Below are 18,472 nucleotides of genomic sequence, written 5' to 3' on the forward strand. Positions count from 1 at the left end.
ATTAAAAAGCCCCGCACTTGGCGAGGCTTTTGAATTCGGCGCCACGAAACGGCGCATTTGTGTTTTGTGGCGCGGGCTACATCAGGCGCTCATGAAGCTCTTCGAGCGTCAGGAACTTGCCCTTGTCGTTGTAGAAATCCTGCAGCTTCAGCTTGCCCTGTCGCACCAGCTTTCCGCGCTCTGGCCCGAGGATCTGGTCCTGCCGAGCCGCTGGCTGACGCTCCAACCACTCGCCGAATGCCGTCTGCTGAGGTGACTTACCGTCCATCAAGGCCATGACTTCGGCGTCGGTGATACCAAGCGCCTTCGCACTCTTCAGCACGGACCACTTTGATGACCTGCAGCAGAAGTGAAGCCTGCCCGGGCCAGCCAACCATGGAATCTTGTGGCCGATCGGCTTGTACGTTCCCATCGTGTAGGGCAGTCGGTCGCGGATGCGGCACATGGTCGTTGTCCGGCTATCCAAAATGCTGACCCATTCAACATGACTAATGAGGGCGTCGTTGGCCTCAAATGATTTGTCGCTGGCCACTGCTGCAGCGCTCGACACTGCCGACCGCACCACCGACTCAACATCTCGGCGCGACTTCTGGAGAACGCCGTCGGCATACCTCTCCGCCTTCGTGCCCATGATCGTGCGGACGATCTCGGCAGTCGGCTTTCCATCCACTATCCCAGATCGCACAGAATCACGGATCGAGGCTGCCCGACCGGATTCGACCCCGGCCAGCCACTCGCTGATCAGCCTGCCCTGAAACGGTAGAGTCCTCGCGGCTTCCTGCACCTGGGCAAAATCGGCTGGCTTGACCGGATACTGATCCTGCACCAGAGCAGGAAGCACAGCTTGGAGTGCGCTTTGAACGAACGACAGCTCGTATCGAATCAGATCATCGGTCGACTGGATCAGGGCTTGGCGGACTCGGGCGAAGACAGCCCGGTTGATCCCCAGCGCGCCCGCCAAGGCGAGCGCTACGGATGCTTCGGACAGGTCCGGTCCGATTCCGTCGATCTCCTCAATCAGCGCGGCTCGCAATTCCGGATCCTGGCTGTTCAGGATCTTGATGATTTCCACGACCTGAGCATTGCTCAAATGCGTCAGGTCGACCTCGTGCCCAATCAGCTCATCAAGCAGTTGCTCGTTGGCAGTCTTCATCACAGGGTACCAAGCGCAGGCCCTTGCTCAGCGATTCGAGCCTTTTCATCTTCCCAGTTGTATTCGTCGCTGATCACGCCGCGACGCTGCATCTCGGTGAACAAGGTCTCGTTTGAGATCTGCCCGGAGTTCGCCATGGACACCAGGGTAGGCAGCGAGACCTCCGGCATATAGTCCACGTCGAAGTTGCCGCGCATCTCGACCGTGCCGCCGTCGCCAATGGTGCGGTAGTCGGCCATGAAGTCGAGTAGCTGACCGAGGCAATCACCGAACTGGTGTGCCATGCGGGCCAGCGGTGACAGCTCCTGCGCAGCCTCCTCCTCAGCTTGGGTCGCGGTCTTGGTCGCGGCCTTGTCTGGGGTGAGCAGCTTGGCGCCGGCCATCCGCATCTCATCGAGCAGATCAATCAGAGCCTGCCGACCAGATCCGACCGCGGCGCCGGTGTGCTCCACGTATTTCATGTCGCCTTGTGTAGGCAGGTCAGTCAGCGATCCAGTTCCAACTTTGAACTCAGGAGGAACCATCCTGCCCTGAGCATCCATCTGCGCCTGGACACCGATACGAACCAGAATCGGCACGCGGATTACATGCAGGATGTTGTCCTGGTCGCTCTGGCTCTGCCAGTGCTTGACGTTCAGGTGGGCCAGTTCCAGCAGCGGCGGCTTGGCCGTCATGAATCCGGTGCGCCCGGTGTAGAACGTCACCCACGGGATGTAGGCCAGGCTCGTGACGCCTTCGTCGTAGACCGCCCACTTAGCATCGTTGTTGGCGGCACGATAGGTGCGCCACATCCCCGGCTCAAGGACGCGGATCTGCAGAACGACCTCTACGCCGAACTCGCCATCCTCTTCCTCGACCGCCTCGATATAGCGGATATGGGTCAGGATTCCGCCTTTGGACTTCCAGCCCAGCACCTGCTCGCCCTTGACCATGACGGCATACGGGCGAACGCCAGCGGCGCGCTCTTCTGCCTTGGTGCGCCCTGCCTCAGTGGCGGGGTGATCAACAAAGGCGTGGCAAAGACCGTGGCTCAGGCCGTTACGGAAGAACTCAACGGCCCAGTTGTTCAGGTCGTCGCCGGCCAGGTCGATGTCCCTGGCCATCTCGGCAATCTCTGCCGGAACGTCATCGCCCAGCTGTAGAGGCTCAGCAAAGACACGGGAGGTCATGTTGCTGACCGTCTCGGAGTAAGCCGGTAGCAGAGTGGACTGAGCCAGGCGCGACTTGTAAACGTCGTCATCCTCTGCTGGATACTTCGGCAGCAGCGCAGACCCAGCCGCGCGCATCGCCAGCGTCCCGCCCATGAGCGGCGAAATCACCGCCCAGTATCGGCGCATCTCGTCGACAGCTGGCAGGGTGAAGCTCGGGTTATCGCTCATGCTTACATTCTCAGGGATTGGGTCATTACCAGCGCCACATTGATCGGGAATCGCTGGACGACGAAGTAGCCGAATGCGTCGGCAGGGTCTTCGGTGCCGTCCTTCGCCGGCTCGCCGTGTTCGTTGTATGCCTGCTGCTCGAGAACCTGCGTTGTCTGCGGGCAGCGGTCGGTGTTGATGAGCAGGGAGCGCTCACCGTGACCATTAAGGAACTGGGCGTTCACGGACAGCACCCTGTCGCGCACCAGTGGGTTCGACGGGTTGACCTGTACGCCGAACCCGGCCTGGCGCAGCAGTGCATGGTCCGACTCGCTGCCGTTGACGCTCTTGCGGTTCTTGCCGCTGGCATCCGGGTAGATCGTGATGCTGCGATCTGGGTACCGAGCCTTGATCGCCGCGACCATCGCAGGTGTATCGAACAGCTTAGTGAACTCGTCCAGCATCAGCGCCCTGCCCTCGCGCATCACGAACACGCAAGCGGCCATGCGGTTGATGTTGAAGTCCATGCCGATGTGCAGCGGCTCGCCCGGGCGAATCACCTCATCCGTGTGATTCAGCCGCCGGCAGAAGTTGGGGTAAACACAACCAGAGGTCAGGTTGACGAACTTCCCGTCGATGTACGCATCCACCAGGTTGGCTGGGTAGGACTTGCGCAGCGATGGTATGTAGTCGAGCGGCAGGTTCTTGGCGTTGTCCCGCGTTGAGGCGTGGACGATGCCGTACAGGCCGGACTGCTCAGGGTCTTCGGCGATCTCGCGCACGAACTTTCGATAGACCCAGTTGAACCCCTCCGGCGTGGTGGTCACATCCACCGTGTTCTCGTTGCGACTCGGCCAGACGGTCGACATCCGCGCAATGATCTTCTTCCACGCGCTGTCGGCCTTCTTGATCGGCATGCAGTCGATCTCATCCACCAGGGCATGGGCAATGTTGAAACCCACAATCTTGTGCGGGTGCTCCATGCTCTTGCAGATGATCGTGGATAGCAGGCGCCCTCGTCGGTCGCGCAGATGCACCCGCTTGTTGCTCGGCACAATGTCCGCGACTAGGCCGAACGCCTCAGCAACGACCGGAATGGTGTCGTAGAAGATGTCCGCGATGTGCGGGTACGTTGGCGCAAAGTAACCCTGAGGGATTCTCGGGTGCTCCAGTGCGTTGATGCACATGCGCACGCAGCCGACGAAAGTCTTGCCGCTACGGTAGCCGCCCACGAACGCAGAGAACTTCTTCGGGTGGCTGATGAATTCGAACTGGGGCTTATTCAGCTTCAGGGTTGCTTGCATCTTCAACCCCAATGATTACTTGCTTGGGCTCCGGCACATCCTTGTCGGGATCTGCCAGTTCGCGCTGAAGCTTCTGGATGTTCAGTCGCTTGATCTCATCGTCCAGCGACTTGTCAGGCTCGACCTTGCGGTTCACATAGACATCCCCGGCCTCCTTGGCGGCCTGCTCAAGGATCTGAAGGGTCAGCCCGTAGTTGCGCATACCCTCGACCTTTTCGGCCAGCCTGCCCAGCGCCCGGAGCCGGTAGGCCCGGTTCGCGATGGGGATCTCGGCTGTCTCTTCGCGGAATCGCGCTCGGGTATCTTCGAAAAGAGTCACCCAGCGCTTGGCCAGGCCCTTGCCGGAGTACTTCGTGGGGTCGTGTGTCTCCACCTGCTGGCGGGTCACGGTAATGCTGAATTCTTTCTGGACGGCCTCTACCACCTGTGAAGGCGTGTCGAAGCACGCCAGGGCCTGAACGATAAAGGCCTTCACGTCATTGCTGAGGGCTGCCATAGGCTTTCATCCGTCCAGAGCCTGTCCAGAATCAAGCCGACTTGAGCAGACAGGTTCCGCAGGCCCTCGAAATGTTGATTTTGGCCACCTCGGGCGGCCGGCTTGCAGCGTCGATCAGCTGCTGTACGTCATGGTTTGCACCGTAGCGGCGAACCACACCGACGAACTCCTCCACATCGTGGCCACGGAGCGTCAGGCTGGGCAGTCCGTCCTGGGTGAACTTGGGCGCGCCGTACTGATCAAGCTTCTGGGCTATGTGGTAAAGCTCATGTTCGATGAGGGCGCAGAACTCGGTGTCGGAGCACTGGGAGCAGTAATCGGCAGCCAGGGTGATGACGAAGCCCGGCACTTCGCCGAACCAGTCGATCATCTGCTGCTCTTGCCGGGCCTTCTGCCACCCGCCCGCGCGGAACATCACCGCCTCGGCCTGGCCGACCACGGTTCTACCTTGCTTCTCGAAGCAGGCAGAAGCCCACAGGAAGCGCAACGGCGCGTCGATCAAGTGTGCATGGTCAGGGTTGTGCAGCTCGCCGCCCTCATCAAGGACCGCGGCCTGCACCCATTCGCCAACCTCGGGCGCTGGCTGGAGCCGCGCGCCGAGCATCGACAGTTCGGTCAGCTCAAGCAATTCAGGTGGCGGCACAGGCCTGGCCATTACTCCAATCACTTGCACACCATTTTGTGCGTCTCGGCGTGGGCATGGCCATGCAGCAGGCCAACCAGCAGCCCCTGCGGAAGGCCGGCTTTCTTGGCAGCATCAATCGCTTTCACCAAGGCAGCATCGAACTCTGCCACTGCATGGACGATATCCATGCTGACCGGGAGCTCATGGCGAATTCGTGTGACGTTGCTCATGGCTACTCCTGCGCCACAAACGGCGCATCGCTATTTTGTGGCGCGCTACCGGCGCCTCGATTGATCGAACAACCTGGCCACATTGCCCTTCGAGCGCAGCGCCAGGATGAACAGGATCCCGAATATCAGGGTGCTGGGCACCGATGTGGCAGGCCACTGCCCGTACAGCAGGATCGCGCCGACGATGCTCAGCCACTCCTGGCCGAACAGGGACGCCATGCAGAAGGCGCACAGGCTTGGCAGGAACTTGTAGCTCGACCCGCCCCGCCGGTACATGAACGCGATGACGAAGCAGATACCGCCGCAGAACCCGGCATGGGCCAGGGTGATGGTTTGGTCTAGGGTCATTGGCCCCCTCGCTTGGGGAACAGGCTGCCAATTGCTGCTGGCAGCTCGGTTACCCACTTCGGCAGTTTGCCGGTGGTGATCGACTCCAGAACGCTGATGCTCACCAGGACAGTGGCGAGGCCGCAGCTGAAGGCAGCGATGCCGCTGGTCTTCGTCCAGGCCTGGGCCAGGATCTCGGCCGAGCCGTAGTAGCCGCCGATCCAGCCAGCGAGTAGGTAGCCCATGCGCTGCCAGAGTGTGATGTCCTTCGCCCATAGGATGAAGAGCAGCGCGCCACCGAAGGCGCAGACTACAGCGTTCAGATCAATCGTTGGAAGGCAGCTTGCCAGGGCAATGCCGCCAAGCCCTACAACCGTGCAGGCAGCTGCAGAAGCGGCATCGACCATGTTCAGTCCCTTAGTGTTTGTAGCGGAATGGCGAGGGGCCGCGGAAGTCGATCCCGGTGACCAGAGCCCATACCGCAAAAATGAGGATGCCCGCGCTCAGTGCGGCAGCCAGAAAGAGTGCCCGGCGCTCTTGGGTTGAGCCGTCAGGTCTTTTGAGACCCTGGATGATGAAGAGGCAGCCCAGGAAGATGTTCGCGCTGATGTCGCGATGCATGGCGTAACTGGCCAGGGCCATGGAGAAGGCAAGCAGGCTCCAGCAGGTGGAACGGGCCATGTCGCCTCCGGGGACTCTTGAGGGCCTCTGCAGGCAACAAAAAACCCGACGCAATGGCCGGGTTCATGTGGGTGTTTGCCGTAGGCAAAATTATCAGGATGGCGAAATCATGCCACCAGCCGAGCGGGAACGCAATAGGGCCTCATGCAGCACTTTTCATTTCGCTGATTGCGGCACCAATCGGACTGAGTGCATCCTTGTCGAGATCCTCGCAGCAATCGAACGCGAGACGCACATAGCCACCCCACTCCCTATCCCAGCGGACCGACTCAAGCTTCACGCCGTAATGCGCGTTCAGCCATGCACGGAAGCCCTCTGGCGCCTCAAGCGGATCATCATTGGCCGACTGGCCGCCCTGGTGCATGTACCGGTACCGGGCCATGACCCCCTTCACCACGTACTCCAGCTTCTCGCGCTTGACGGCGGTCATGCGTGGCGACCGCTGCTGGACCATGAAGAATACGGCCTCCTCCGCCGTTTCCTTGTCATCCACGTCGAGGCGCGGTGCGTACATGAAGTGCCCGAATGCCTTGACGTGAGGCTTGAGCTTGTCGATTGCCGACTGCACGCCACCGGCAATGACCTGGTGGGCGGCATGGCCGGCGTGGCGCTGCCGTTCGGTTGTCTGGACCATTGCGCCCAACAGGCCGAGCCGCTCGATGAATGAGCCCTGGCTATCCCAGGCTGTGTACAGGCAGTCATGCCAGGCTTGCCGTGCACTGTTCAGCTGCATTGGCCGTTCTCCTTCTTGCGGCGGCTTGCGATGGCCTTGGCGCGGACGACGCACCAGGTGGAAGCGATGGTCATGGCCAGCAGCAGCGCGCCGGCGGTATCTGCGATTGTCCAGGTCATGCTGCTGCCCTCCTCAGGTCTTTGAGCTTCTGCCTGTACATGGCCTTGATGGCCTGCAGGTCTTCGATGGTCAGCCGCTGGGGCTTATGAGGCCCTTCGAGCCATTCAACCTGGTCGGCGCCGATGCGCTTCACCAGACGGATCCGGTACTCGACCGCGTTGCCCGACAGGTTGCGGTTGCACTTCACGCACTGGCGGTGGACGTTGAGCGGCTCGAACCGCAGCTCCGGGCAGGCGCCAACCGACCGGTAATGGCCGGCGTCCCAGCGACTGCCGGTGATGAGGTCGTGGTCGCTCGGCAGCGAGTCGCAGCTGATGCACGGAAGGCCGGCGTCACGCTCGCGGATGTAGGCATTGAATGCGGTTTGCGCCTCGGCCATGTGCTCGCGGCGGGTCTTCAGCTTCTCCCGGCGCTCCTGCAGGTCCTTGCGGGCCTGCTTGGTGATGGCCTTGGCCGCAACCTTCTGCAGCTTCGGGTCTTTGGCCATGGCCTTGGCACAGGCGATGCTGCACACCTTCTGCGTGGTCATGGTCGGCTTGAAGGGCTTGCCGCAACCTGGTGCCTTGCACTTCTTCGGCTTGATCTCCTTGGCAAGCATCAGTACTGCCCTCCCCACCGATCCGGCTCAGTCCAGCGCACACCATGCTCGGCGCCGAAGGCGTGCATCACTTCGAACAGGTCGCTGAACCACTTCTGCGACTGCTTGCGGGTCGAGACGCCCAGGACAACAAACCCGCCGTCGATACCCGGCACCGCGTCCTGCTTCTGCACCGCTGCGCTGAAGATGTGCTTCCAGTCCTCGTCGGTGAGCTTGCGGCCGTACCACTCAACCTGCTGGGAGACGTCGCGGAGCATCGCCCACATCTTCCGGTTGCAGACGTCTGGGCGCTTCTCGTCCTTGATGACCACCACCTTGGGCTTGGTCAGGTCGATGGCGTGCAGGGCACCGTAAAGGCGGTTGAGGTCCTGGCTGCTGCGAATGGCGAACTCAGTCATGACGTCACCTTCAGGACCTGGGCCTCGATGGCCATGCGGGCATCCTCGATCCCTTGATCCCACCACTGCATGTTCGAGTTGGTTTCGGAGTTCCACTTCGGCGGCAATTCCACCACCACGGCCTCGCGGGAGGCCTGCCAAAACAGCCAGTAGCACTGCGCCGCATAGTTCAGGTACTCGCCATCCTCGCCCTTGGCCAGATGACCGGGGAACAGCCCACCCTCAGAGCTGAGCGCAAACTTCTCGAACTGCTCGCGCACGCTGTCGCGCATCTTGTTGGTGTCCATCAGTGCTTCTCCCGCATGTGGGCGGCCATATGACCCATCTGCTCGACAATGAAGGCCTCCTCATCAGCGATGGCAGCCTCGATCTTCCCCTTGCCATTGAGGCAGCGCTGGCAGTCCACACCGGACCAATCGTCAGACAGGTTGCTCTCGCCACCGAGCCAGGTGCCGCAAACGGCCTGTTCTTCCGATTCCTCGCCATGAGGATGCGGATCGTAGTGAGTCTTCATGACTGCACCCCCATGCGATTGAGGCAGGCTTTGCATGTGACTTTTTCGGGCTGGTCAGTGAACTGGGTGGCCCGAACCTTCCGGCCGCACTTCACGATGATGAAGCCCATGTAGGCCATGCGGTGCCACATGTGGATTTTGTTCATCACACCCCCTCCCCGGCCGGCTGCCCGGCGCGCTTGATGTTCAACTGAGCAATGGCGACGCGCGTCTGCCGCTTGCGTAGGTAAGTGTCGACCCGGCGGCGCTGGGATTCCTTGGCGCGCTCGCGGTCTTTCTTGGCTTTCGAGGCGGTCAGGATGCAGCGCACCTCCGCCAGCTTTTCGCGGACCTTGGGATTGACCTTGGCCCGCACTTCACCGGTGAGTAGGCCGGCAATGGCCTGGCCATCCTCGGTGATCGGCGCGATGCGCAGGTCGGCGAGGTACTTGGCACCGGTATCGTGGGTGATGAGCTGGGCGCGGACGGCGGACTCGATGGCCGTCACCCGGCGCCCGGCGTCGTAGCCCAGCGAAACCTCCCACTTGGCCGGCTGGTCTTCGGCGCGGGCGAAGCTGACCAGGCGCTCATAGGCGCTCATGAAGGCCATCCGCGCACCGATCTTGTCGCCAGCCTCCAGAATCGGAGCGGATGCGATCATGGCCTGGCGGATTTCAGTGGTGAGCACCACGGTCTCGTGCTCGTCGCTGGCCGCCAGGGCGATGGACCATGCCTCGTCCTTGCCAGGGCGGGTGTCTGCCGCGTGGATGTTCTTGAGGACCATACCGAGCGAAAGGCGCCCAGCAGGCTCTCTACGGCACGCGCGCAGTGCGCCGATGATGACGCCAGGCTCATAGGCCGAAAGGTCCTCAGCGATGAGCTGAGCGCCTCCTGCGCTGATCGCTTGCCCCATCGCCTCGGCGGTGGCGCAGATGGCCACGGCCAGTTCGGCTTGTTGGTCAGAGGAAAGCATTGCGCTTACCCCCCTGGCCGTTGCGGATCGCGTCAGCCGCTTCCTGCGCCGCGTTCATGTTCGCCTGGGTTTGCTCCTGCTGGCGGGCAGTGGTGGCGTTCATCTGGCGGTTGGTCACCCACTGGGTGTGGTAGGCCTCGGCCTTGGCCAGCAGGTCGCCCAGGTTGTGGCAGCCGTTGATCAGGCGGGCGTCGTTGATCGTCAGGTAGTACGCGGCCACATGGTGGGCAGCGTCGATCCCGAGACGGCTGATCAGCTGGCCAATCTGCCCGCCGGCCTTGGCGTTCCATACCGGCCATGCGTGGTAGCGCTTCCGGTAGGCCATGGCGTAGTTGGCCCAGGCCTTGAAGGTCTTGCACGCAGGATCTTTAGGGCCAGGCATATCGGCAGGGATTTCGCAGCGCGGTTGCTGGGCAACGAAAGGCACCACAACGCCCTCCGCGACCACGGCTTCAGCCTGGGTCGCAACCGGTTCAGTGACTGGTTCTATTACTGCTTCAAAAGAGTGACTGGTTCTGGGGTCATATGCCGCCCCACCCCCTAGGTCATCTGCTGCCCTAGGTAGGTCATCTGCCGCCCCACCTGGGTTTTCTGCCGACCGGGGTAGGTCATCTGCCGCCCCACCACCCGGGGCAGGAGAAAACCCACCATCCAGATTCAGGTGGAACAGGTTGGACTGGTTCAGCTCGCCCTTACGGCGATACTCGCGGCGTACCAGCCCGGCCTTCTCCAGCTCACGGATATGCGACTTAACTGTCGAGCGCGCGATCTCGCACTGGTCAGCAACGTGCTGATACGACGGCCAGCACTCGCCCATGTCGTTGGCGTTGTCGGCCAGCTTGATCAGCACCAGTTTGCGCAGTGGGTTTCCGACCTTGGTCTTCATGGCCTTGACCATCAGCTCCATGCTCATTGGGAAGACTCCCTGCCCATCAAGGCATAGAGCTCTGCAATCAGGCGACCAGCAGGACCATCGGCGTCGAAGCTGTGACCCTCTCTCCAGCGATCCATACACACGCTTGCACGAGCGCAAGTGCTGCGCAGCATTCGAATCTCGGCCTTGAGCTGGTCGTATGCCTCGGCCATCACGACGTCAGGCCCGTGCGGGTCGTAGCTGATACGGTTGCCACCTTCGGACAGCATCTTTACTACCTTGTAGCGATGAACCTCGCTCATGCTGCACCCCGCACGGCCTTGTCGTGGGTGTGCAGGCCGTCCCAGTTCTTCTTCATGGGCAGCTCGCCGGCCAGGTACAGCTCGTACAGGCGCACCGCGCCCTTGCGCAGCAGGATCGGGGTGTAGCTGATGAACGCCTCGCGACCGTGCGGCGTGATTTCCTTCTGGTGCTCGGTCATGTACTTGTCGCGGGCGTAGGCGCCGACGCGGTACCGGGTGCTGGACCTGCTCTCGTTGTAGAGCCAGTTTCGGCGCTCGAGGAAGTGGCCCACCTGCATCACGTTGACCCCATTCAGGCCCTTGCAGAACTGGACGTGGCTCATGCCTTCCTTGAATAGGTTTTCCAGGTGGTCGATCTTCTTGGCTTTGGCCTCGACCTGGACGGTGAGCAGGACGCGGGCCTTCTCCGACTCCAGGGCCATCTGGAGGATTTCCAGCTTGCTTAGGTCGGCGGGCTGGGCGGGGGCGGTATAGCCACCCGTTTTGCGAATGCTGGGCAGCACCTCGCTCACCACCCATTCCTCGAAGCGTTCTGCTTGAGGCATCTTCGAGCGCATTACCAGCCGGTAGACGTCACGCTCGGGGATGATATTTGCCGACGGACCAAGGGTGAACGAATCGTTCACCCCCGCCGGGCGCGGGCTTTTGCAGTGGTCGCGCACGGCTTTTTGTGGATTGGAGTAGCCGAGACCTTCAGCCACATCACGGGCAGAGAACCAAGGCTCACCATCAACGAGCACGACACGAACGTCGAACCCCTCGAAATTGAACAGGTTTACTGTGCGCGCCACGAAATCGTGGTTCGCATTTTGTGGCGCGATGGCCACGGTATTGATTTGGCTACCAAGGTGCATATATGATTGCCTCGCACATGTGTTACGAATGCAGTACAAGAAGCCGGTCTAGCCACCGGCTTTTTTGTGCCTGCCGTTTGGTGTTGCGGTGCTGCATTGGGTGTCCGGCGCATCCGTGGTAGGTTCCGATTTCCACACCAGAGGCCATCGGAGGCCGGACATGTCTTTGATTGATGATCAAGTGCTACAGGTGAGCTGCGACCAGTGCGGCAGCGAGTTCACGGAAACGGTTGGTGACGTGAAGCTGAAGGGTTACGTTGCCTGTCCCGGTTGCGGTGACCGCTCGGAAATCGATGAGGCCTGGCATCAAGACATCGCCGCCGCCGAACAGAAGCTGCTGGACCTCAAATCGAGCATCGAGACTGACTTCAGCAACCTGTTTAAGGGAGGCAAGTAACTCGTCCAGCTCCTGCGAGCCGGTCTGCGAATTCACCTGGATGCTCAGTTCCGGCTTGCTCATACCCTTCTCCTGCTCTACTTAGGCCCTTTCGAGGCCCTTTTTGTGATCTACCAGCGAGAGCAGCGGGGCTGTATGCCGCATCTGCCTTAGCTGGGCCTGTACCGCCAGTGAGCGACCTGCTTCCAGGTACTGGTTGGCGGCGTATTCGAGGCTCCATCCAAGCTCGGCACTTAACTGCCGAACCTCTTCCTGAGCCCCCTTCTCCAACAAATCGAAGGTGCTTTCAGGCATAGGCCCTCCATAAGGCCTTTAAGCCGTCTTATCCTGTTTGCCGTGGCCATGGATTTCGCGGATCAGCTCAGCTGCGCCGAGGCGCCTGGCGATCATCGAAAGCTCATGGACGTAGGTGGCCAACTGCATGCCCGCTGCGCGTGCTTCCATTCGAAGCATGCGAACGTCCTCCGGCTTGTAGCGGGACTTCACTACTTCGCTGCGCTTGTGGGCGGGATTGTCATAGGCCATACGGGTACTGCTCCTTGCGGTTGAAATGGATTAGGCGGCGGTCTTGGTTGGCGCAGTGGCAGCCAGAAGGCGCTGAGCCTTGAGCGGCTTTCCATTGGCCTTTGCCAGTGCTGCGATCTTTTCGGCGTAGGTTGTTTCGCCGGTGTATTCGGTGCGCGGGAGGCAGCCAGCGGTGAGCCACTTGTAGACGGCGCGCGGCGTTTTCCCGCAAGCGAGCGCAACGGCGGTCACGCCACCTGCATCATCGATTGCCTTCTTGAGCTCCTGCATGGGGCCTCCAAACGAAATATGAACTGTCAGTACATATTATGTCGGAACTGAAAGTACATGCAAGCGCGTGCGATATTGAACCTATGGTTCAGATAGAAGAAATACGAGCGGCCTTTGCGGCGCGCTTGAGAGAAGCCCTGCTTGCCAACGATATTCCGTCGTGGGGCGGCGGCGCTCGCCTTGCGAAACTGGCTGGGGTCACACCCAAGGCCAGCAGCAAGTGGCTGAACGGAGAATCGATGCCCGGCGGGGCCAAGATGCTTGCCCTGGCATCCGCGCTCAAGGTCCGGGTCGAGTGGCTGGAGTACGGGCGCGGTGGAATGCGGGATGGCGATCATGAAGCCCCGAAGCCATTGGCGTCACAGCCCGCCGACATTCCCGCCTTCCCTACTGAAGATGACGAAGAAGACGCGTACGTACACATCAAGCAGTACACCGCCCTTGTTTCGGCGGGGTCAGGTCAATCCAATGACCACGTCGAGGTTAGGGGGACGCTCGCATTCAAGCGCGAGTGGATCCGGTTCATGGCGCTAAACCCGAAGAACCTGAAGGTAATTTACGCGCAGGGTTCAAGCATGGAGCCAACCATAAGTGACCGCGACGTTTTGCTGATTGATGAGTCACGCGTCGATCCTGTGGACGGCCAGGTTTTCGCGCTCTTCAGCGAGAACAAGGGCGCCATCGTCAAGCGTCTGATCTTCTCCGACCTCGAGGGTTGGATAATTCGCAGCGATAACCCAGACAAAGCACTCTATGCGGATCTTAAGGTGCCGGACGGCGAGATCCATGAGCACCGAATCCTGGGTCGCGTAATTTGGCGTGGCGGAGTCCTCTAGCCATGCCCCTAACCAAGCCCAACCAAGAACTCCACCGCGACCTACAGGGCCTGGCCTCTGACCTGAAATGGTCGGCTGTCGAGCTGATGCGCATTGCGGTACGCCTGAGCGAGGCCGGAAACGAGCACGACGCCCAGGCAGTGATTAGGATCTGCCAGGTGATGCAGGCTGGGGAGGATCGGTTGGCGGGGTATGGGGATGAGGTGAAGGCGGGAAGGATTGAGAGGGCGAAGGAGTTGTAGAGTCGTGGTTGCGCTCAGCGAGCGAAGACTCGTCGAGCTGATGGAGCTTCCCTGGGGAGGGACCCAAGATGGTAATTAGTGACGCACTGATCGCGGAATTGCTCTCGATTCCCAAGGTCATCAAGAACCCTGGCGCTAAGGCCAAGGTCCAAAAGAAATCGGAGCGCATCAACTATCAAGTTGTTGCCTCTGATAGTGACAAGTCTTTTGAGATGTACACCCGCCAAAACCAAATTGACCCAGACGCCTACTCGTGCGGTCTGATCTATCACCCTCGCAGCGGCGAGAAGGTCACGCTGGTCCGCTACAATGGGAGCAACCACGTGCATCGGAACCCGCTTGAGGATGGAGAGCTCATAAAGCACAAGTGCCATATCCATCGCGCGACAGAGCGGTACATGGAAATGGGTGATAAGGCCGAGAAATTCGCAGAAACCACCGATCGATACCATGATTTGGCAGGGGCGATAAGGTGTATGCTAAGTGACTGCAACATCTCTGGGATCGACCTCCCATGCCAAGATTATGGGGTGGAAGTATATTCGCAGCTGAGCTTTGACCTATGAACGACATTGCCGCCATCAAGGAGACCCTATGCCACGCATTCTGCGAGGATGTGGCGGTATCTGCGCGCGGCGACTTGCTGACGGTATCTCTGCCTCTCACCGCGAGGGATGGCGACTCATTTACCAGCTACTTGACTAGGTCCTCCGCAGGGTGGCGCATCTCTGACGCCGCCAACACCATGATGCGTCTCAGCTATGAGAATGACCTAGGAAAGCTTCTCACCGGTCCTCGAGCAAAACTCTTTGAGACGATTCTCTCCGAGAATGGCTTGCAAGAGGACGATGGCGAGATCTTTTTGGAGGTCCCAGCTGACAGACTGGTGAGAGGCTTGTTCCAGCTCGGGCAAGGACTCAGCCGAGTTGAGGATATTGCCCTATGGTCCCGCAGCCGGGTTGAGTCAACCTTTTACCACGACCTGCGCGAGATTCTTTACTCAATCGTTCCCAGCGAGATGGTCGACGAGTCCTACGCTCCTGCGATCAGTGGCGGCGAGGATTATCTGATTGACTACCAGATCAGAACTCAAGGTCGCCCATTGTACCTTTTCGGGGTAAACGGGAAGGATAAAGCTCGGCTTACCACGATCACCCTGCTTCACCTCAAGCACATGGGCCTGAAATTTGACTCAATGATCGTGTGCAGCGACTTTACGGAGCTGCCAAAGCAGGATGCATCTCGCCTCATGACGGCTGCCAACGACATTGTCCCGGTTGTTACTGATATTCAGGCCATTAAGGACAAAATTCTAGACAGAGTGTCTTGAGTGCATCGTTGCATCAAGCCCGCCTCGGCGGGCTTTTTCATACCTATCCGCGCCCCGCGCCGCCGCTACCTCTCAACCATCGGGTCACTGGAGCCCTTCGCCTCATACTGTGCTCGATTGAAATTGCGCTGGACCTCCTTCATGTCGGCGTCCCCGCGCTCGGTGCGTGAGGCCATGCACGTGAGCTCTCGAACTCCGCCGGGCCCTTCGATTTTCATTGCGTAGGGCTCACACGCCGCCCCCTTTCTGAGGTAGCACCTTGGGTTTTCCCCAAATATACACGCCCTTGCAGCACTATTCCTGTGGCTCTTCATAGGCGCCCAAGAGCCACCTTTTTTAGCTTGGATGGAGAAGGTGAGGCCTTCGTCGCCGACATTGGGGTATTCAGTGAGCGCCTCTGAAAATGCGCAAGGAATGTAACTTACAATCGCCAAGACCAGAGCCGGAACAATTTGGCGCCGCATAAAGACCTCCTAGGCTTCGTGATGGTTGACCTGGTCGACAACCATCACCCAGGTGACAGGAGTGTAGAAAGCTTCCGCATGATCTTCCTGCGGCCACGACAGGCGGCCATCTGAGACGGGGCATGCCTTCACGCTTTTTTCACGCCCGACCCTGCACAGTGAAGGCTCATCCGCTTCCCTACGTTAGCCCGCATTGCAGTGCGGGCTTTTCTTTGGGCGCGTGATGGCTGATAGCCAGAGTGGTAGGATGGCGGCTTTCCTCAAGGAGAGAGTCATGCGCTATTCGATCACCGCCTTCATGCTGTCTGCGTCTTTGCTCGCAGGTTGCGCGCCCATCCAGCCGCCATCATCGCAGTACGCCGCCGCTCCAGTGAAGAAGGAGCCACACGTTTTCAAGCCGATTGAGTTCAAGCACGACGACAAGCTTCCCGAGGCTACCAACTTTGCCCGTCAGCTCGACATTCCTATCTTCCAGTGCGCGTTGGACGCGGAGACTGGAAGCTACGCCGTGCGCTACAGGAATCCACAAGGGATCGCCGAGTACAGTCAGTCACTGCTCGACTGCAACAAGCACGCGAGATCTGAAGGGGACGCAGCAATTGCCAGACTGAAGGCCGCAAAGGTCAGCGCAAAACAGGCCGACCTGGCAAAGGACCTGTACGCAAAGTGGTCGGCGTACCTTTCTACTATGAGCCCCTATAGTCGAACAGACCTCCGAGCCAAGGCGGAATACACCGCAGCCAAGGAGGCATTGGCCACTGAGGTCAAGTTCTCCCAGTAGGTCCAGCCGAGAACGGAAGCCCGCCTAGCGCGGGCTTTTTTGTGGGCGTGAGAAAAATGTGTACTTTTGGTACTTGACGACTGTGAACCACTGGTACATATTTACATCCATCGAGGCGCTACACAGCCCCTCGGGAGGCCCTCAAGCCTCACCGCTCTTTAACAACCAGCGCAACAACCAACAGACCGCATTGCCTCTACCGGCGACCGGCGATCAGACAGCCCCGAAAGGCTGCCCACGACAGGGACAACCCTGTACGGCTGACGAAGGTGAAACGCCTAAACCGAGAGAACGACCCGGGCATGCAATGCGCCCCGCCACCCCGGCGGTAATGGGAGAAACACCAGATTCTGATAGGTGGCCACTGCCTACCCAGTGAGCGAGCAATAGGAGATTTCGCCATGAAGTAACCGGACGATTCGCCCGTGAGGCACAGCAAGCCTGAAGGCTGAGCCCGTATTCATGACAGGCAGCGGAAAGTAGGGCCGTCGATGTCACCGCGCATTGGCCGAATGGTAGGCCCACCCGAACATACGATCACCGCTGACGCAATGCCCCGGCCTGTCGCCAGTAGCGAGGCCGGACCTGACAGCCGGAAAGACGGCCCGATGCCCTGCCCCCCATCGCAGGCTGCATCGGAGTGTGAACTGAATCCTGCCGCCAAGCAGCACAGCTTCTATCCAGCGAGATCGGGAGGAACGAACACCGGTCGATGCAGAGATTGGCTCCTGCCAGTTCACACCCCGATGCAGAGAAGCGCCCAGCTAAGGGCGCGGTTACCGAAGCACCTGTGGACGTCCCTTCCCTCGCACTGGGGGTAAACGAATTGCGCCGCTGGATGGGTCCACGCCAAGCCAGCTGCCGGGGTAGCGCCCGGCCTCTGCATCCCCTTCCCTTCACATACGACCGCATTGGCAGGCGCCAGGCCACCTTTCACGGTGGGTTTGGTCACCCGCGCCTGGCTCCTGGCCAATGCGGTCGCACAGCCTAAAAGAGGTCGCCATGAGCGATATCAAGTGCGAGGTCGTCGACGGAGAAGTCGACCATGACTGGAAGTACGTCAGCGACTGGGGTGGTGACGCTTCAGTGCCAGGCGGGACTTTCGACTGCAGCTACCTCGAGTGCCGAGTTTGCGGCGAAGAGGACCACAGCCATCCCAATCCTGGTGCTTACGCCGACGACGCAAGCGACTACGAGTAACCACGGATCATCTGGAGGCGACTATGGGCGCACTTCGAGCAGCACAGTTTGAGTACGACAACCGGATGCCGCCGGCGGTGAGTGAGAGCTCGCCGGAGGACCGCTGGATCGACGACGGCATCGCTGAACTGATGGCGCGCCGCGACTTCGTGTTCCAGCGCCGGATGCGCCCACAGCAGGGCGTGACCTACGAGCGCTTCGCCCAGGCAGTAGATGAGTTCGTGATGGGCCAGCTTGTCCTGTCGGGCATTAGCAACTCAGTGCTTGGGCGCCTGGTCCTGGCGGCGCGCTGCAAAGTAACCAGCGACTCAGCGGCATGCGCCGACGAGATCATGAGCGTCGCCAACCCCAAGGCGCAGCTTGAGGAAATCGCCCGCCAGCTTCTCACTCCCTTTGCCAAAGAAGGAGTTTTGGCCCAGGCCGAGGACGCGCAATGAGCCCGCACAGCGTAGCGATCAGCGCGATCGAGGCCGCAATCGAGACAATGCTTCTGCCGAGCTCTGGCCCGGTGGAGGATGCCAAGGCCGAGACCCTGGTGGTGGCCTACTTCTCCCTCCTCGCCATCGACGCCGAGGAGTTCAAACACTACTGCGAGCGCGTTCGGCGGATTGCTGAGCGGCGCAAGGAGGCTGCATGACTACGCCGATCTTCCCGTCGATCATCGACGACCAGGTTGCCGAGGCTGCACAGGCATTGCCAGATGACCGCATTCTGCTGGTGTTCAAGGGCCTGACCATGGCAGATGCCATGAATCAAGCGCGCCTCGCTCACATCGAGAACCCGGCGGCCTGGTCGGGCCGCGCTTACCTTTGCGGCATGTGCACCTTAGCCTATGAGGTGCGGGCGTGACCTCCTACCAGCGGGCCCGCCGTATCGCCACCTGGCGCGGCAGTTTCATCGCCCTCACC

Annotated in this window: 33 protein-coding genes; 9 read left to right on the top strand and 24 right to left on the bottom strand. The window is 60.4% G+C overall.

The window, feature by feature from the left end:
• Positions 1 to 76 precede the first annotated feature (76 nt).
• The 24 genes from ACNFBR_RS10685 to ACNFBR_RS10800 form a co-directional block, all read right to left on the bottom strand.
• Entirely contained in the window at positions 77 to 1,153 is a 1,077-nt protein-coding gene (locus ACNFBR_RS10685) for a hypothetical protein (protein WP_416734899.1), read from the bottom strand.
• A complete protein-coding gene (locus ACNFBR_RS10690) occupies positions 1,153 to 2,532 on the bottom strand; it encodes a DUF4055 domain-containing protein (RefSeq protein WP_416734900.1) in 1,380 nt (459 codons plus the stop codon). The genes ACNFBR_RS10685 and ACNFBR_RS10690 overlap by 1 nt, the downstream gene beginning before the upstream one ends.
• A gap of 2 nt (positions 2,533 to 2,534) precedes the next feature.
• Positions 2,535 to 3,815, bottom strand: a complete 1,281-nt coding sequence (locus ACNFBR_RS10695) for a terminase large subunit domain-containing protein (protein ID WP_416734901.1) — start codon at positions 3,813 to 3,815, stop codon at positions 2,535 to 2,537.
• Positions 3,790 to 4,311 (bottom strand): DUF2280 domain-containing protein, encoded by a 522-nt coding sequence (locus ACNFBR_RS10700; RefSeq protein ID WP_416734902.1) that lies wholly within the window; start codon positions 4,309 to 4,311, stop codon positions 3,790 to 3,792. Before ACNFBR_RS10700 ends, ACNFBR_RS10695 begins: the two co-directional genes overlap by 26 nt.
• Before the next feature lie 31 nt (positions 4,312 to 4,342).
• Positions 4,343 to 4,966 carry a putative metallopeptidase gene (locus tag ACNFBR_RS10705; protein WP_416734903.1) on the bottom strand — a complete coding sequence of 208 codons (624 nt, stop codon included), beginning with the start codon at positions 4,964 to 4,966 and terminating at the stop codon, positions 4,343 to 4,345.
• Between the two features lie 8 nt (positions 4,967 to 4,974).
• Positions 4,975 to 5,166 (bottom strand): hypothetical protein, encoded by a 192-nt coding sequence (locus tag ACNFBR_RS10710; RefSeq protein ID WP_416734904.1) that lies wholly within the window; start codon positions 5,164 to 5,166, stop codon positions 4,975 to 4,977.
• Between the two features lie 45 nt (positions 5,167 to 5,211).
• The gene (locus ACNFBR_RS10715; RefSeq protein WP_416734905.1) at positions 5,212 to 5,514 is read right to left on the bottom strand and encodes a phage holin family protein; all 303 of its coding nucleotides are present in this window, start codon (positions 5,512 to 5,514) and stop codon (positions 5,212 to 5,214) included.
• A complete protein-coding gene (locus tag ACNFBR_RS10720) occupies positions 5,511 to 5,900 on the bottom strand; it encodes a putative holin (RefSeq protein ID WP_064590629.1) in 390 nt (129 codons plus the stop codon). The genes ACNFBR_RS10715 and ACNFBR_RS10720 overlap by 4 nt, the downstream gene beginning before the upstream one ends.
• 10 nt (positions 5,901 to 5,910) lie before the next feature.
• Complete coding sequence (locus ACNFBR_RS10725) at positions 5,911 to 6,174, bottom strand: hypothetical protein (RefSeq protein WP_416734906.1); 264 nt, start codon at positions 6,172 to 6,174, stop codon at positions 5,911 to 5,913.
• Between the two features lie 142 nt (positions 6,175 to 6,316).
• Positions 6,317 to 6,907: a hypothetical protein gene (locus tag ACNFBR_RS10730; RefSeq protein ID WP_416734907.1), complete on the bottom strand. Its 591-nt coding sequence runs from the start codon at positions 6,905 to 6,907 to the stop codon at positions 6,317 to 6,319.
• The gene (locus tag ACNFBR_RS10735; RefSeq protein WP_269806302.1) at positions 6,898 to 7,026 is read right to left on the bottom strand and encodes a hypothetical protein; all 129 of its coding nucleotides are present in this window, start codon (positions 7,024 to 7,026) and stop codon (positions 6,898 to 6,900) included. The genes ACNFBR_RS10730 and ACNFBR_RS10735 overlap by 10 nt, the downstream gene beginning before the upstream one ends.
• On the bottom strand, positions 7,023 to 7,625 hold the full coding sequence (locus ACNFBR_RS10740) for a recombination protein NinG (protein ID WP_416734908.1): 603 nt from the start codon (positions 7,623 to 7,625) through the stop codon (positions 7,023 to 7,025). Before ACNFBR_RS10740 ends, ACNFBR_RS10735 begins: the two co-directional genes overlap by 4 nt.
• Entirely contained in the window at positions 7,625 to 8,023 is a 399-nt protein-coding gene (locus ACNFBR_RS10745; protein ID WP_060537476.1) for a recombination protein NinB, read from the bottom strand. The genes ACNFBR_RS10740 and ACNFBR_RS10745 overlap by 1 nt, the downstream gene beginning before the upstream one ends.
• On the bottom strand, positions 8,020 to 8,310 hold the full coding sequence (locus ACNFBR_RS10750) for a hypothetical protein (protein ID WP_416734909.1): 291 nt from the start codon (positions 8,308 to 8,310) through the stop codon (positions 8,020 to 8,022). The genes ACNFBR_RS10745 and ACNFBR_RS10750 overlap by 4 nt, the downstream gene beginning before the upstream one ends.
• The gene (locus tag ACNFBR_RS10755) at positions 8,310 to 8,537 is read right to left on the bottom strand and encodes a hypothetical protein (protein WP_416734910.1); all 228 of its coding nucleotides are present in this window, start codon (positions 8,535 to 8,537) and stop codon (positions 8,310 to 8,312) included. Before ACNFBR_RS10755 ends, ACNFBR_RS10750 begins: the two co-directional genes overlap by 1 nt.
• Positions 8,534 to 8,683: a hypothetical protein gene (locus ACNFBR_RS10760; protein ID WP_416734911.1), complete on the bottom strand. Its 150-nt coding sequence runs from the start codon at positions 8,681 to 8,683 to the stop codon at positions 8,534 to 8,536. The genes ACNFBR_RS10755 and ACNFBR_RS10760 overlap by 4 nt, the downstream gene beginning before the upstream one ends.
• A complete protein-coding gene (locus ACNFBR_RS10765) occupies positions 8,683 to 9,489 on the bottom strand; it encodes a hypothetical protein (RefSeq protein WP_416734912.1) in 807 nt (268 codons plus the stop codon). Before ACNFBR_RS10765 ends, ACNFBR_RS10760 begins: the two co-directional genes overlap by 1 nt.
• Positions 9,476 to 10,402 carry a helix-turn-helix domain-containing protein gene (locus ACNFBR_RS10770; RefSeq protein WP_416734913.1) on the bottom strand — a complete coding sequence of 309 codons (927 nt, stop codon included), beginning with the start codon at positions 10,400 to 10,402 and terminating at the stop codon, positions 9,476 to 9,478. The genes ACNFBR_RS10765 and ACNFBR_RS10770 overlap by 14 nt, the downstream gene beginning before the upstream one ends.
• Positions 10,399 to 10,665 carry a hypothetical protein gene (locus ACNFBR_RS10775; RefSeq protein ID WP_416734914.1) on the bottom strand — a complete coding sequence of 89 codons (267 nt, stop codon included), beginning with the start codon at positions 10,663 to 10,665 and terminating at the stop codon, positions 10,399 to 10,401. The genes ACNFBR_RS10770 and ACNFBR_RS10775 overlap by 4 nt, the downstream gene beginning before the upstream one ends.
• Positions 10,662 to 11,519: a Bro-N domain-containing protein gene (locus tag ACNFBR_RS10780; protein ID WP_416734915.1), complete on the bottom strand. Its 858-nt coding sequence runs from the start codon at positions 11,517 to 11,519 to the stop codon at positions 10,662 to 10,664. The genes ACNFBR_RS10775 and ACNFBR_RS10780 overlap by 4 nt, the downstream gene beginning before the upstream one ends.
• Positions 11,520 to 11,703: 184 nt before the next feature.
• Positions 11,704 to 11,979, bottom strand: coding sequence for a hypothetical protein (locus ACNFBR_RS10785; protein ID WP_268968431.1), 276 nt, complete (start codon positions 11,977 to 11,979; stop codon positions 11,704 to 11,706).
• 18 nt (positions 11,980 to 11,997) lie between these two features.
• On the bottom strand, positions 11,998 to 12,210 hold the full coding sequence (locus tag ACNFBR_RS10790; RefSeq protein WP_054830709.1) for a hypothetical protein: 213 nt from the start codon (positions 12,208 to 12,210) through the stop codon (positions 11,998 to 12,000).
• Between the two features lie 18 nt (positions 12,211 to 12,228).
• The gene (locus ACNFBR_RS10795) at positions 12,229 to 12,441 is read right to left on the bottom strand and encodes a hypothetical protein (RefSeq protein WP_023379896.1); all 213 of its coding nucleotides are present in this window, start codon (positions 12,439 to 12,441) and stop codon (positions 12,229 to 12,231) included.
• Between the two features lie 30 nt (positions 12,442 to 12,471).
• Positions 12,472 to 12,711 carry a carph-isopro domain-containing protein gene (locus ACNFBR_RS10800; RefSeq protein ID WP_100633219.1) on the bottom strand — a complete coding sequence of 80 codons (240 nt, stop codon included), beginning with the start codon at positions 12,709 to 12,711 and terminating at the stop codon, positions 12,472 to 12,474.
• 38 nt (positions 12,712 to 12,749) lie between these two features.
• Here ACNFBR_RS10800 and ACNFBR_RS10805 point away from each other — a divergent pair, with 38 nt between their 5' ends.
• From ACNFBR_RS10805 to ACNFBR_RS10845, 9 genes are all read left to right on the top strand, one after another.
• Entirely contained in the window at positions 12,750 to 13,547 is a 798-nt protein-coding gene (locus tag ACNFBR_RS10805; protein ID WP_416734916.1) for an XRE family transcriptional regulator, read from the top strand.
• A 2-nt stretch (positions 13,548 to 13,549) separates the two neighbouring features.
• The gene (locus tag ACNFBR_RS10810) at positions 13,550 to 13,789 is read left to right on the top strand and encodes a hypothetical protein (protein WP_416734917.1); all 240 of its coding nucleotides are present in this window, start codon (positions 13,550 to 13,552) and stop codon (positions 13,787 to 13,789) included.
• Positions 13,790 to 13,857: 68 nt separating this feature from the next.
• The gene (locus ACNFBR_RS10815) at positions 13,858 to 14,355 is read left to right on the top strand and encodes a DUF6978 family protein (protein WP_054572406.1); all 498 of its coding nucleotides are present in this window, start codon (positions 13,858 to 13,860) and stop codon (positions 14,353 to 14,355) included.
• Positions 14,352 to 15,119 (top strand): DUF1828 domain-containing protein, encoded by a 768-nt coding sequence (locus ACNFBR_RS10820; protein ID WP_054572405.1) that lies wholly within the window; start codon positions 14,352 to 14,354, stop codon positions 15,117 to 15,119. The genes ACNFBR_RS10815 and ACNFBR_RS10820 overlap by 4 nt, the downstream gene beginning before the upstream one ends.
• Positions 15,120 to 15,857: 738 nt before the next feature.
• A complete protein-coding gene (locus tag ACNFBR_RS10825) occupies positions 15,858 to 16,364 on the top strand; it encodes a hypothetical protein (RefSeq protein WP_201870861.1) in 507 nt (168 codons plus the stop codon).
• A gap of 1,002 nt (positions 16,365 to 17,366) precedes the next feature.
• Positions 17,367 to 17,564, top strand: a complete 198-nt coding sequence (locus ACNFBR_RS10830; RefSeq protein WP_416734918.1) for a hypothetical protein — start codon at positions 17,367 to 17,369, stop codon at positions 17,562 to 17,564.
• A gap of 23 nt (positions 17,565 to 17,587) precedes the next feature.
• Complete coding sequence (locus tag ACNFBR_RS10835; RefSeq protein WP_416734919.1) at positions 17,588 to 18,001, top strand: hypothetical protein; 414 nt, start codon at positions 17,588 to 17,590, stop codon at positions 17,999 to 18,001.
• A complete protein-coding gene (locus tag ACNFBR_RS10840; RefSeq protein WP_012273069.1) occupies positions 17,998 to 18,201 on the top strand; it encodes a hypothetical protein in 204 nt (67 codons plus the stop codon). Before ACNFBR_RS10835 ends, ACNFBR_RS10840 begins: the two co-directional genes overlap by 4 nt.
• The gene (locus ACNFBR_RS10845; protein WP_151883364.1) at positions 18,198 to 18,413 is read left to right on the top strand and encodes a hypothetical protein; all 216 of its coding nucleotides are present in this window, start codon (positions 18,198 to 18,200) and stop codon (positions 18,411 to 18,413) included. The genes ACNFBR_RS10840 and ACNFBR_RS10845 overlap by 4 nt, the downstream gene beginning before the upstream one ends.
• The last annotated feature ends 59 nt before the right edge of the window (positions 18,414 to 18,472 follow it).

It is taken from the genome of Pseudomonas sp. NY11955 (assembly GCF_048068035.1).
Taxonomy (GTDB): Bacteria; Pseudomonadota; Gammaproteobacteria; order Pseudomonadales; family Pseudomonadaceae; genus Aquipseudomonas.